At 74.4% G+C, this 12050-nt stretch carries 11 protein-coding genes; 10 read left to right on the top strand and 1 reads right to left on the bottom strand.

Translation table 11 applies throughout. The features are described from left to right. Positions 1 to 12: 12 nt before the first annotated feature. Genes RPQ07_RS28645 through cobI form a run of 4 tightly spaced genes read left to right on the top strand, consistent with a single transcriptional unit; the run spans position 13 to position 4818 of the window. Entirely contained in the window at positions 13 to 2049 is a 2037-nt protein-coding gene (locus tag RPQ07_RS28645) for a putative cobaltochelatase (protein WP_313947097.1), read from the top strand. Beyond that, entirely contained in the window at positions 2049 to 2648 is a 600-nt protein-coding gene (gene cobO, locus RPQ07_RS28640; protein ID WP_313947096.1) for a cob(I)yrinic acid a,c-diamide adenosyltransferase, read from the top strand. Before RPQ07_RS28645 ends, cobO begins: the two co-directional genes overlap by 1 nt. Beyond that, the gene (locus RPQ07_RS28635; RefSeq protein WP_313947095.1) at positions 2642 to 4093 is read left to right on the top strand and encodes a cobyrinate a,c-diamide synthase; all 1452 of its coding nucleotides are present in this window, start codon (positions 2642 to 2644) and stop codon (positions 4091 to 4093) included. Before cobO ends, RPQ07_RS28635 begins: the two co-directional genes overlap by 7 nt. After that, the gene (gene cobI / locus RPQ07_RS28630) at positions 4090 to 4818 is read left to right on the top strand and encodes a precorrin-2 C(20)-methyltransferase (protein WP_313947094.1); all 729 of its coding nucleotides are present in this window, start codon (positions 4090 to 4092) and stop codon (positions 4816 to 4818) included. Before RPQ07_RS28635 ends, cobI begins: the two co-directional genes overlap by 4 nt. 29 nt (positions 4819 to 4847) lie before the next feature. Here cobI and RPQ07_RS28625 read toward each other — a convergent pair whose 3' ends face one another. Next, entirely contained in the window at positions 4848 to 5573 is a 726-nt protein-coding gene (locus RPQ07_RS28625; protein WP_313947093.1) for a ZIP family metal transporter, read from the bottom strand. A 91-nt stretch (positions 5574 to 5664) separates the two neighbouring features. Here RPQ07_RS28625 and cobM point away from each other — a divergent pair, with 91 nt between their 5' ends. From cobM to cobC, 6 genes are read left to right on the top strand one after another with little or no spacing between them, the layout of a single operon-like run. Next, positions 5665 to 6486 carry a precorrin-4 C(11)-methyltransferase gene (gene cobM, locus RPQ07_RS28620; RefSeq protein WP_313947092.1) on the top strand — a complete coding sequence of 274 codons (822 nt, stop codon included), beginning with the start codon at positions 5665 to 5667 and terminating at the stop codon, positions 6484 to 6486. Beyond that, a complete protein-coding gene (gene cbiE, locus RPQ07_RS28615) occupies positions 6483 to 7739 on the top strand; it encodes a precorrin-6y C5,15-methyltransferase (decarboxylating) subunit CbiE (protein ID WP_313947091.1) in 1257 nt (418 codons plus the stop codon). The genes cobM and cbiE overlap by 4 nt, the downstream gene beginning before the upstream one ends. Then, entirely contained in the window at positions 7736 to 9427 is a 1692-nt protein-coding gene (cobJ, locus tag RPQ07_RS28610; protein WP_313947090.1) for a precorrin-3B C(17)-methyltransferase, read from the top strand. The genes cbiE and cobJ overlap by 4 nt, the downstream gene beginning before the upstream one ends. A 52-nt stretch (positions 9428 to 9479) precedes the next feature. Beyond that, complete coding sequence (locus RPQ07_RS28605) at positions 9480 to 10064, top strand: precorrin-8X methylmutase (RefSeq protein ID WP_313947089.1); 585 nt, start codon at positions 9480 to 9482, stop codon at positions 10062 to 10064. Continuing rightward, complete coding sequence (locus tag RPQ07_RS28600; RefSeq protein WP_313947088.1) at positions 10061 to 10978, top strand: sirohydrochlorin chelatase; 918 nt, start codon at positions 10061 to 10063, stop codon at positions 10976 to 10978. The genes RPQ07_RS28605 and RPQ07_RS28600 overlap by 4 nt, the downstream gene beginning before the upstream one ends. Then, complete coding sequence (gene cobC / locus RPQ07_RS28595; RefSeq protein WP_313947087.1) at positions 10962 to 12020, top strand: Rv2231c family pyridoxal phosphate-dependent protein CobC; 1059 nt, start codon at positions 10962 to 10964, stop codon at positions 12018 to 12020. The genes RPQ07_RS28600 and cobC overlap by 17 nt, the downstream gene beginning before the upstream one ends. Positions 12021 to 12050 lie beyond the last annotated feature (30 nt).

Below are 12050 nucleotides of genomic sequence, written 5' to 3'. Positions count from 1 at the left end.
CGAGGAGCTTGTATGAGTACCCCGTTCCCCTTCACCGCCGTGGTCGGGCAGGACGACCTGCGTCTGGCGCTGCTGCTCAACGCGGTGTCCCCGCAGGTCGGCGGCGTGCTGGTGCGGGGCGAGAAGGGCACCGCCAAGTCCACCGCGGTACGCGCCCTGTCCGCCCTGATGCCCGAGGTGGACGTCGTCTCCGGGTGCCGGTTCTCCTGCGATCCTGCGGCCCCCGACCCGGCGTGCCCGGACGGGCCGCACGAGGCGGGCGGCGCCGGATCCCGGCCGGCCAGGATGGTCGAACTGCCCGTCGGGGCGTCCGAGGACCGGCTCGTCGGCGCGCTCGACATCGAGCGGGCGCTTGCCGAGGGCGTGAAGGCCTTCGAGCCCGGCCTCCTCGCGGACGCGCATCGCGGCATTCTCTACGTCGACGAAGTCAACCTGCTGCACGACCACTTGGTCGATCTGCTGCTGGACGCGGCGGCGATGGGTGCCTCGTACGTCGAGCGCGAGGGCGTCTCGGTGCGGCACGCCGCGCGCTTCCTGCTCGTCGGGACCATGAACCCCGAAGAGGGCGAGCTGCGGCCGCAGTTGCTGGACCGCTTCGGGCTCACCGTCGAGGTCGCCGCGTCGCGCGAGCCGGACCAGCGTGTCGAGGTGGTGCGTCGGCGCCTGGCGTACGACGACGATCCGGCCGGCTTCGCGGCACGGTGGGCCGACGAGGAGACCTCGCTGCGTGCCCGGATCGTGGCCGCGCGGGCGCTCCTGCCCTCGGTCCGTCTCGGAGACGCGGCGCTGCGGCAGATCGCGGCCACCTGCGCGGCGTTCGAGGTGGACGGTATGCGCGCCGACATCGTGATGGCCCGCACGGCGACCGCGCTGGCCGCCTGGGCCGGGCGCACCGACGTCCTGGCGGAGGACGTACGGCAGGCCGCTCTGCTGGCACTCCCCCACCGGCGGCGGCGCAATCCGTTCGACGCGCCCGGTCTCGACGAGGACAAACTCGACGACACGCTCCAGGAGTTCGGCGGCGACGACCGGAGCGAGGCCGAGCGGGGCGAGGACGACGACCCCGATCCCGACCCGGACGGAGGGGGCGGTGGCCGGCCTCCGCAGGACGGGCCCGACGACGCGCCGTCGCCGGGGGACGCATCGTCGGAGGACTCACCCGCGCGCGAGGAGCAGGCCGAGGAGGGCCGGCCCCGGTCGTCGGGCGGCGGCGAGCAGCAGCCGGTCCACGCCGGGGAGCCGTTCCGTACCAAGGCGTTGAGCGTGCCCGGGATCGGCGAGGGCGCGGCGGGCCGCAGGTCGCGCGCCCGGACCGAGCACGGCCGGACGACCGGCGCCCGGCGGCCCCGTGGCGCCCTCACCAAGCTGCATCTGGCGGCGACGGTGCAGGCCGCGGCCCCGCACCAGCGGGCACGGGGGCGCAGCGGTCGCGGTCTGGTGGTCCGCCGCGACGATCTGCGGCAGGCGACCCGGGAGGGACGCGAGGGCAACCTCGTCCTGTTCGTGGTCGACGCTTCGGGGTCGATGGCGGCGCGGCAGCGGATGACCGCGGTCAAGGGCGCGGTGCTGTCGCTGCTGCTGGACGCCTACCAGCGGCGGGACAAGGTCGGTCTGGTCACCTTCCGCGGCAAGGACGCGGAGGTGGCCCTGCCGCCGACCTCGTCGGTGGACGCGGCCGCAGCCCGGCTCGATCTGCTGCCGACGGGCGGCCGGACGCCGCTGGCGGCCGGACTGCTCAAGGCGCAGCACGTGCTGCGGGTGGAGCGGCTGCGCGATCCCTCGCGCCGGCCGCTGCTGGTCGTGGTGACCGACGGCCGGGCCACGGGCGGGGTCGAGCCGGTGGCGCTCGCCTCGCGGGCCGCGCGGCTGCACGCGGCCGAGGGGACGGCGTCGATCGTCGTCGACTGCGAGTCGGGTCCCGTGCGGCTCGGGCTCGCACGCTCGCTCGCCGGGGACCTCGGCGGCACCGCCGTCACGCTCGACGAGCTGCGGGCCGACGCCATCGCCGGGCTCGTGAAGGACGTCCAGACCGCCAGGAGGGCCGCGTAATGCCGCAGGGACAGCCGTCCGTCGTACCGGACGACGGGCTCACCACCCGCCAGCGCCGCAACCGTCCCCTCGTCGTCGTCCACACGGGCATCGGCAAGGGCAAGTCGACGGCCGCGTTCGGGCTCGCGCTGCGTGCCTGGAACCAGGGGTGGCCCATCGGGGTGTTCCAGTTCGTCAAGTCGGCGAAGTGGAAGGTCGGCGAGGAGAACGCGCTGAAGGTGCTGGGGGCGTCCGGCGAGGGCGGCAGCGTGGACTGGCACAAGATGGGCGAGGGCTGGTCGTGGGTGCAGCGCGACAAACAGCTCAACAACGAGGAGGCGGCGCGCGAGGGCTGGGAGCAGGTCAAGCGCGACCTGGCGGCCGAGACGTACCGGCTGTACGTCCTCGACGAGTTCGCCTACCCGATGCACTGGGGCTGGGTGGACACCGACGAGGTGATCTCGGTGCTGCGGGACCGACCCGGTGGTCAGCACGTGGTGATCACCGGTCGCAACGCCCCTGCGGAACTGATGGACTTCGCCGACCTGGTGACCGACATGTCGAAGGTGAAGCACCCGATGGACGCCGGCCAGAAGGGGCAGCGGGGCATCGAGTGGTAGCACGTCTCGTCGTCGCGGCCCCCTCGTCGGGCAGCGGCAAGACCACCGTCGCGACGGGCCTGATGGCGGCCCTCGCGGCGACGGGCCTCACGGTGTCCGGACACAAGGTGGGCCCCGACTACATCGACCCGGGCTATCACGCGCTCGCGACGGGCCGCCCGGGCCGCAATCTGGATGCCTATCTGTGCGGGCCGGAGCTGATGGCACCGCTGTTCGCGCACGGCGCGGCAGGGGCGGACGTCGCCGTCGTCGAGGGTGTGATGGGCCTGTACGACGGAGCCGCCGGCGCCGGCGAACTGGCGTCGACCGCGCAGATCGCCAAGCTGCTGCGGGCGCCGGTGGTGCTCGTGGTCGACGCCTCCTCGCAGTCGCGGTCGGTGGCCGCGCTGGTGCACGGGTTCGTGAGCTGGGACCCGGAGGTGCGGATCGGGGGCGTGATCCTCAACAAGGTCGGCTCGGACCGGCACGAGGCGCTGCTGCGGGAGGCCGTCGAGGAGGTCGGGGTGCCGGTGCTCGGCGTGCTGCGGCGGGCGGCTCCCGTGGAGACGCCGTCCCGGCATCTGGGGCTGGTGCCGGTGGCCGAACGGCGGGGGGACGCGGTCGCCGCGGTGGCCGCGATGGGTGAGCTGGTACGGCGCGGCTGCGACCTGGCCGCGCTGCTCGCGCTGGCACGCGGTGCGTCGGACCTCGGGGGTGAGCCGTGGACCGCGTCCGGCCTCCGGCCGTCTCCTCCATCGCCGGACGGGCTGGATGCACCGGGCCCGCGGACGATCGAGGCGCGGGGGTCCGGGAGCGGAGCCCACGGCGAAGGAAAGGGGCGGGACGGGGAACAGCCCCGGCGCAGGCGACCCGTCGTCGCCGTCGCGGGCGGCCCGGCCTTCACCTTCTCGTACACCGAGCACGCCGAACTCCTCACCGCCGCCGGCGCCGACGTCGTCGTCTTCGACCCGCTGCGGGACACACGGCTCCCCCACGGGACCGACGGGCTCGTCATCGGCGGCGGGTTCCCCGAGGTGTACGCGCCCGAGCTCAGCGCCAACGAGCCGCTGCGTCAGGCCGTCGGCGAACTGGCGCGCTCCGGTGCGCCCGTCGCCGCCGAATGCGCGGGGCTGCTGTATCTCGCGCGCTCCCTCGACGGGCAGAAGATGTGCGGTGTCCTGGACGCGGAAGCGCGGATGGGCGCGGCGCTGACCCTCGGGTACCGCGACGCCGTCGCCGTGAGCGACAGCGCTCTGGCCGTCGCCGGGACACGGCTGCGCGGGCACGAGTTCCACCGCACCGTCGTCGAACCGGGCGCCGGGCCCGTCGCCGCCTGGGGGATGCACCGGCCGGAGCGGCGGCTCGAAGGATTCGTCCAGCAGGGCGTGCACGCGAGCTATCTGCACACGCACTGGGCCGCCGAGCCCGGGATCGCCCGTCGATTTGTCGAGAGGTGTACACGATGAGCAGGCTGATCGGGGTCGGAGTCGGGCCCGGTGACCCGGAGTTGGTGACCGTCAAGGGCGTGCGCGTCCTGCGGGAGGCCGATGTCGTCGTCGTGCCCGTCATGGAGACGGGCGAGCGGGGACGGGCCGAGGCGACCGTGCTGCACTACGTCGACGCCGCCAAGGTCGTACGTATCGTCTTCGCGCTCAACGAGCGCACCGACCGGGCCCGGCGCGAGGCCGCGTGGGACGCGGCCGGCGCGCACGTCGCCGAACTGCTGCGGGACGGCGGCAGCGTGGCGTTCGCGACCATCGGTGACCCCAACGTGTACTCGACGTTCACCTATCTCGCGCACACCATCGGCGAACTCGTCCCCGGTACGGCCGTGGAGACCGTGCCCGGCATCACGGCGATGCAGGATCTGGCGGCCCGCAGCGGAGCGGTGCTGACCGAGGGCACGGAGCCGCTGACCCTGGTGCCGGTCACCGCGGGCGCCGCCGTGCTCAAGGACGCGCTGGACGGGCCGGGGACGGTCGTGGCGTACAAGTTCGGGCGGCTCGCCGCAGAGGTGGCGACCGCCCTGCGGGAGACGGGCCGGACCGAGGGAGCGGTGTGGGGGTCGGCGCTCGGGCTGCCGGAGGAGTCGATCCGGCAGGCGTCCGAGCTGACGGAGGGGCCGCTGCCGTATCTGTCGACGCTCATCGCTCCCGCACCGCGGGACGGCGCCCGGGGCGGCAAGTTGTGACCCCGCATCCGACGCGTACGCGCACCTGTTCACTCGGCGATGCCGACCACCAGCCAGATGAAGCCGACCCCCGCGGCCGTGCACAGCAGGGTCGACCTGGCCGGGTGGGTGTGGTGTGCCTCGGGGAGGATCTCGGCGGCGGCGAGGTAGAGCAGGGCGCCGCCGAAGAACCCGAGATAGCTGCCGAGAAGTTCCACCGGAAGGGTGAACAGCAGGGTCGACGCCGCGCCGACGACGGGCGCGAGCGCTCCGGCGAAGAGCATCGCCACCGCCTTGGCCCGGGTGTTCCCGTACAGGCTGGTGATCGTGTACGTGTTGAAGCCGTCCGCGAAGTCGTGGGCGATGACGGCGAGCGCCACCGTGGTGCCCATCGCCCCGCCGACCTGGAACGCCGCGCCGATCGCGACACCGTCGAGCAGACTGTGGCCCACCAGCGCCGCCGCGGCCGTCAGCCCCACCTGCGGCACCTTCTCCCGCTCGTCCGCCCCGTGCGCCGCCTGCCGGCTCGCCAGCAGACGCTCCACCAGGTGGGCCGTGAGGAAGCCGCCGACGAACAGCAGCAGCGCCTGCGGTACGCCGAACACCTCGTGCCCCGCCGCCTCCAGGGCCTCCGGCAGCAGGTCAAGGCCGACCACGCCGAGCATCAGCCCTCCGGCGAGGCCCAGCACGAGGTGGCGGCGGTCGGTGACGCGTTGCGCCGTCCAGCCGCCGAACAGCGTCATCAGGAACGCGCCGAGCGCGACGAACACCGCCATGCGCCCTTGCTAGCGGATTGACCGCCTTCTTCGCACATCCCGGATTGCGATCCGTCGCAATCACCCGATTGACCCGAGAGGACCCCCGCTCATGGCCGATGCCGCCCTCCACGGCAAGGTGACCTTCGTCGGCGCCGGCCCCGGTGCCGCCGATCTGCTGACGTTCCGCGCCGCGCGTGCCATCGCCGACGCCGACATCGTGATCTGGGCGGCGAGCCTCGTGCAGGCCGAAGTGCTCGACCACGCACGCGAGGGCGCCGAGATCCTCGACTCCGCTGCGCTGTCCCTGGAGGACGTCGTGGCGGTCTACCGGCGGGCGCACGACGAGGACCTGAAGGTCGCCCGTATCCACTCCGGCGACCCCGCCCTGTGGGGCGGCACCCAGGAGCAGCTCGACCGCTGTGTGGAGCTGGGCATCGAGGTGGAGATCGTGCCGGGCGTCTCCTCGTTCTCGGCGGTCGCCGCGATCGCGCAGCGCGAGCTGACGATCCCGGAGGTCGCGCAGTCGGTGATCCTGACGCGGCTCGGGGGCGGGAAGACGCCGATGCCGGAGGGCGAGGAGGTACGGGAGTTCGCCCGGCACGGCACGACAATGGCGCTGTTCCTGTCCGCGGCCCGCTCGGGCCAGTTGACGCAGGAGCTCCTCGAAGGCGGCTACCCGACGAGTACGCCGGTGGTGATCGCGTACCAGGCGACCTGGCCCGAGGAGCTGATCCTGCGCTGCACCCTCGGCACGCTGGAGGAGACGGTCAAGGAGCACAAGCTCTGGAAGCACACGCTGTTCCTGGTCGGCCCGGCGCTCTCCGCCTCGGGGACCCGCTCGCATCTGTACCACCCGGGCCACTTCCACGGATTCCGCAAGGCCGACCCCGCCGCCCGCAAGGCGCTGCGCGCACAGGGCGCCACCCCGTGATCACGGTCATCGGCACCGGGACCGGCGCGCCGCCCTCCGTCCGGGACGCCGAGGCGCTCGACGCGGCGACCCTGGTGGTCGGCGCACGGCGGCATCTGACGGCGGCCCGAGTGCCGGCCGCCGCCGAGCAGGTGGCGATGGGGCCGCTCGGGCCGGCGCTCGACGCGATCGAGAAGGCCCGGGCGGACGGTGCGGCGCGCGTCGTGGTGCTCGCCTCCGGCGATCCGGGGTTCTTCGGGATCGTCCGGGTGCTGGCCGAACGCTTCGGCGCGGACGCCCTGGACGTGCGGCCCGGGGCCGCGTCGGTGGCGGTCGCGTTCGCCCGGGCCGGGCTGCCGTGGGACGACGCGGTCGTCGTCAGCGCGCACGGCCGTGATCTGCGGACCGCGGTCAACGTGTGCCGTGCGCACCCCAAGACGGCGGTGCTGACCGGGCCGGGAGCCGGGCCGGCGGAGCTGGGCGCCGAGTTGGCGTACCGGTCCGCCGACCGTGTGCTCGTGGTGGCGTCGGCGCTCGGCGACCCGGAGCACGAGCGTGTCGAGCGGCTCACTCCGGCGCAGGCCGCGGAGCGCGAGTGGGACGCGGTGAGCGTGGTGCTGTGCCTGGACGAGTCCCGGTCGGTCGCCGCCGGTCAGCGGACGATCGCCGGGCGGCACCTCGGGCCGTCCCGATGGGCGCTGGACGAGAGCGCGTTCGCACACCGCGACTCGATGATCACCAAGTTCGAGGTGCGGGCCCTCGCGCTGGCCCGGCTCGGGCCGCGTATCGGCGATCTCGTCTGGGACATCGGCGCCGGCTCGGGCTCGGTGGCCGTGGAGTGCGCCCGGTTCGGCGCGGCGGTGGTGGCGGTGGAGAAGACCGCGGACGGGGTCGGACGGATCCGGGCCAACGCGTTCTCGCACGGCGTGGACGTCCGCGCGGTGCACGGGTCGGCGCCCACCGTGCTCTCCCAACTGCCTGACCCGGACGCGGTGTTCATCGGCGGTGGCGGCGCCGACCTGCCCGCCGTCGTCGCGGCCTCGGCCCGGCGGGCCCGGCGCACCGTGGTGGTCGCGCTGGCGGCGCTGGACCGGGTGCCCGCGGTGCGCGGCGCCCTGACCGCGGCGGGTTTCACCGCGGACGGCGTTCTGCTGAACTCGGCACGGCTGGCGCCGCTGCCGGGTGACGTGACGCGGCTGGCGGCCGCGAATCCGGTCTTCCTGCTGTGGGGCGACCGCCCCGTACAAGCGCCTACCGAAGGAGCAGTTCAGTGATCGGCCTGATCTCCGCGACGGCGGCGGGCGCCGTCGCCCGCGACCGGCTCGCCGCCGCCTGGCCCGGCCGCACCCGGGTGTACGAAGGCCCGGTGCGCGACGCCGTGGAGCGCGCGTTCGCGGAGTGCGGGCAGCTGGTGTGCTTCCTCGCGACGGGCGCGGTGGTCCGGCTGGTCGCCCCGCTGCTCGCGGGCAAGGCGGCGGACCCGGGTGTGGTGTGCGTCGACGAGGGGCAGCGGTACGCGGTGTCGCTGCTGGGCGGGCACGGCGGCGGCGCCAACCTCCTTGCGGAGCAGGTGGCGGACGTCCTCGGCTGCGAGCCGGTGGTGACGACCGCGACGGACGCGACGGGGGTGCCGGGCCTCGACACGCTCGGCTGGCCCGTCGAGGGCGCGGTGGCGTCCGTGACCCGCGCGGTGCTGGACGGCGACCCGGTGGAGCTGCGGGCGGACGTGGTGTGGCCGCTGCCGCCGCTGCCCGCGCATGTGGGGCCCGCGGCCGGCGGCAGCGCGGTACTGCATGTCACGGACCGGGTCATCGGCATCGGCGCCGGCGACGCGGTCCTGCGGCCGCCGTCGCTGACCGTCGGGGTCGGCGCGTCCTCCGGGGCGCCCGCGGAGGAGATCATCGGTTTGATCGAGGAGACGCTGCGCGATGTCGGCCTGTCCGCGCTGAGCATCGGCGAACTGGCGACGGTGGACGCGAAGGCGTCGGAGCCGGGCATCGTGGCGGCCGCCGGGCACTTCGGCGTACCACTGGTGACCCACGCGGCCGAACGCCTCGCCGACATCGACGTGCCGAACCCTTCCGAGGCGCCGCTCGCCGCGGTGGGCACGCCGTCGGTGGCGGAGGCCTCGGCGCTCGCGGGCGGCGGCCAACTCCTGGTGCCCAAGCGGAAGTCGAGCCCGAAGGAGCGGGCCGCGATGGCGACCTGCGCGGTGGTCCGCAGGCGGCCGCGCGGCCGCCTCGCCGTCGTCGGGCTCGGCCCCGGCGCCCGCGATCTGCTCACCCCGCGGGCGGCCGCCGAACTGCGGCGCGCCTCCGTGCTCGTCGGTCTCGACCAGTACGTCGACCAGATCCGCGACCTGCTCCGGCCCGGCACCCGCATCCTCGCATCGGGGCTGGGCGCGGAGGAGGAACGGGCGCGCACCGCCGTCGCCGAGGCGTGCGCCGGTCATGCGGTCGCGCTGATCGGCAGCGGCGACGCGGGGGTGTACGCGATGGCCTCCCCCGCGCTCGCCGAGGCGTCGGACGACATCGACGTCGTCGGGGTGCCCGGTGTGACGGCGGCGCTGGCCGCGGCCTCCATCCTGGGCGCGCCGCTGGGCCACGACCATGTGTCGATCAGCCTCTCGGACCTGCACACCCCGTGGGAGGTCATCGAGCGGCGTGTGCGCGCGGCCGCCGAGGCGGACATCATCGTGACCTTCTACAACCCGCGCAGCCGCGGCCGGGACTGGCAGTTGCCGAAGGCACTGGCCATCCTCGCCGAGCACCGGGCGCCGGACACCCCGGTCGGCGTCGTGCGCAACGCGTCCCGGCCGGACGAATCCAGCCGCATGACGACCCTCGCCGGAGTGGATCCGGCGACGGTGGACATGATGACGGTCGTGACGGTCGGCAACACGGCCACCCGGGACATCGCGGGCCGCATGGTGACCCCCCGTGGCTACCGGTGGCAGTCATGACCCGGCGCACCACCCCTTCCCCACGTCCCACGCCGCATCCCGGAGCCGCCCTGTGAACCGCGTCGTTCACCCCATCGAGCAGGAGTCGTTCCGGCGGCTGCGGGCGCGTCTGGACACGAGTGTCTTCCCGCCGCTGACCCGTGCCGTCGTGGAGCGTGTCGTGCACTCGGCCGCCGATCTGGACTACGCGGCCGATCTCGTCTGCGACGAGGCCTCGTTGACGGCGGCGCACGCCGCCCTGCACGCGGGCGCCCCCGTCGTCACCGATGTGGAGATGGTCGCCGCCGGGATCACCCGCCGCGAGACCGTCTGCCGGCTGAGGGACGCCACCGCCGGTCCCGGGCTCACCCGATCCGCCCACGCCGTACGTCTCGCGTACGAGCAGGTCGGCCCGGGCGCCGTCTGGGTCGTCGGGTGCGCTCCCACCGCACTGGAAGAGCTGCTGGTGCTCGACGCCGAGCCGGCGCTCGTCATCGGTCTGCCCGTCGGCTTCGTCGGGGCCGTCGAATCCAAGGCCGCGCTGCGCGAGAGCGGGCTGCCGGCCGTGAGCAATGTGTCCGAGAAAGGCGGCAGCGCCGTCGCCGCGGCGGCGCTGAACGCCCTGCTGTACCACCCCCACACCGAGGAGAACGCGTGACCACCCCGCCCGCACTGCTGATCGCCGGCCACGGCACCCGTGACGAAGCGGGGGCCGAGGCATTCCGGGACTTCGTACGGGAGCTGGGCCGCCGGCACCCCGAACTCCCCGTCGCCGGCGGCTTCATCGAGCTGTCCCCGCCGCCGCTCGGCGAAGCCGTCACCGAACTGGTGGAGCGGGGCGTGAAACGCTTCGCGGCGGTGCCGCTCATGCTGGTGTCGGCCGGGCACGCCAAGGGCGACATCCCGGCCGCACTGTCCCGCGAGAAGGAGCGGCACCCCGGCATCTCGTACACCTACGGCCGCCCGCTCGGCCCGCACCCCTCGCTGCTGCGGGTGCTGGAGCGGCGGCTCGACGAGGCGCTCGGCGGGGCCTCCCGCACCCCGGGCGACCGCGCCGATGTCACCGTCCTGCTGGTGGGCCGGGGTTCGACCGACCCGGACGCCAACGCCGAGGTGCTGAAGGCGGCGCGACTGCTGTGGGAGGGCCGCGGCTACGCCGGCGTGGAGACGGCCTTCGTCTCGCTCGCCGCGCCCGACGTGCCGAGCGGGCTCGACCGCTGTGTCCTGCTGGGCGCGCGCCGCATCGTCGTGCTGCCGTACTTCCTGTTCACCGGCATCCTGCCGGAGCGGGTGCGCGCGCAGACGCAGGGCTGGGCGGAGGCGCACCCGGAGGTGGAGGTGTTCTCGGCCGATGTCGTGGGCCCCACCGAGGAGTTGCTCGACCTGGTGATGGAGCGCTACCGCGAGGCGGTCGCCGGCGACATCCGGATGAACTGCGACACCTGCGTGTACCGCATCGCGCTGCCGGGGTTCGAGGACAAGGTGGGGATGCCGCAGCAGCCGCACTTCCATCCGGACGACGACGGACATCACCACGGCCATCACCACAGCAGCCATGCACACGCACACTGACGGACACGATCTGCGTCATCACGGTGACGCGGAGGTGCGGGACGCGGCGTCGGGTCTGACCGATCTCGCGGTCAATGTGCGGACGGGCACTCCGCCGCCGTGGCTGCGCGAGCGCATAGCCGGCTCGCTGACGGGCCTCGCGGCCTATCCGGACGGCCGCGCGGCCCGCGCCGCCGTGGCCGCCCGGCACGGTCTCCCGGTGGAGCGGGTGCTGCTGACGGCGGGCGCGGCCGAGGCGTTCGTGCTGCTGGCCCGTGCCCTGACGCTGCGTCATCCACTGGTGGTGCACCCGCAGTTCACCGAGCCGGAGGCGGCTCTGCGGGACGCGGGCCACCGGGTGGCGCGGCTGCTGCTGCGCGAGGAGGACGGCTTCCGGCTCGATCCCGCCGCGGTGCCGGACGCGGCGGATCTGGTGATGGTCGGCAATCCGACCAATCCCACGTCCGTCCTCCACCCGGCCGCCGCCGTCGAGCGGCTGGCACGTCCGGGCCGGCTGCTGGTGGTGGACGAGGCGTTCATGGACGCCGTGCCGGACGAGGCCGAGAGCCTGGCGGACCGTACGGACGTCCCCGGGCTGGTCGTGCTGCGCAGCCTCACCAAGACCTGGGGGCTGGCGGGCCTGCGGATCGGCTATGTGCTGGCCGAGCCGGAGACGATCGCGGCGCTGGAGCGGGCACAGCCGCTGTGGCCGGTGTCGACACCGGCCCTGGCCGCGGCGGAGGCCTGCATGGACGCGGCGGCGCTGAAGGAGGCCACGCGGGCGGCCGCGCTGATCGCCGTGGAGCGTGCCCATCTGCTGGCGGGCTTGGCGGAGTTCGACGAGGTACGGGTGGTGGAGGCGGCCGAGGCCCCCTTCGTCCTCGTCCATGTGCGTCGCGGCGCCGAGGTCCGCGAGCAGCTGCGCAGGCTGGGCTTCGCGGCCCGGCGGGGCGACACGTTCCCCGGGCTCGGGCCGGGCTGGCTGCGGCTCGCGGTGCGGGACCGGACGACGACCAACCGTTTTCTCCAGGCGCTGGACCAGGCGTTGACGATGGTCGGGTAGGGGCGGCGGCCGGGCAGGGGCCCGGGGTCC

The sequence above is a fragment of the Streptomyces sp. AM8-1-1 genome (assembly GCF_032229325.1).
Classification (GTDB): Bacteria; Actinomycetota; Actinomycetes; order Streptomycetales; family Streptomycetaceae; genus Streptomyces; species Streptomyces achmelvichensis.
The sequence above is the reverse complement of the archived record's forward strand: the minus strand, read 5'-3'. Positions and strand labels throughout refer to the sequence as shown.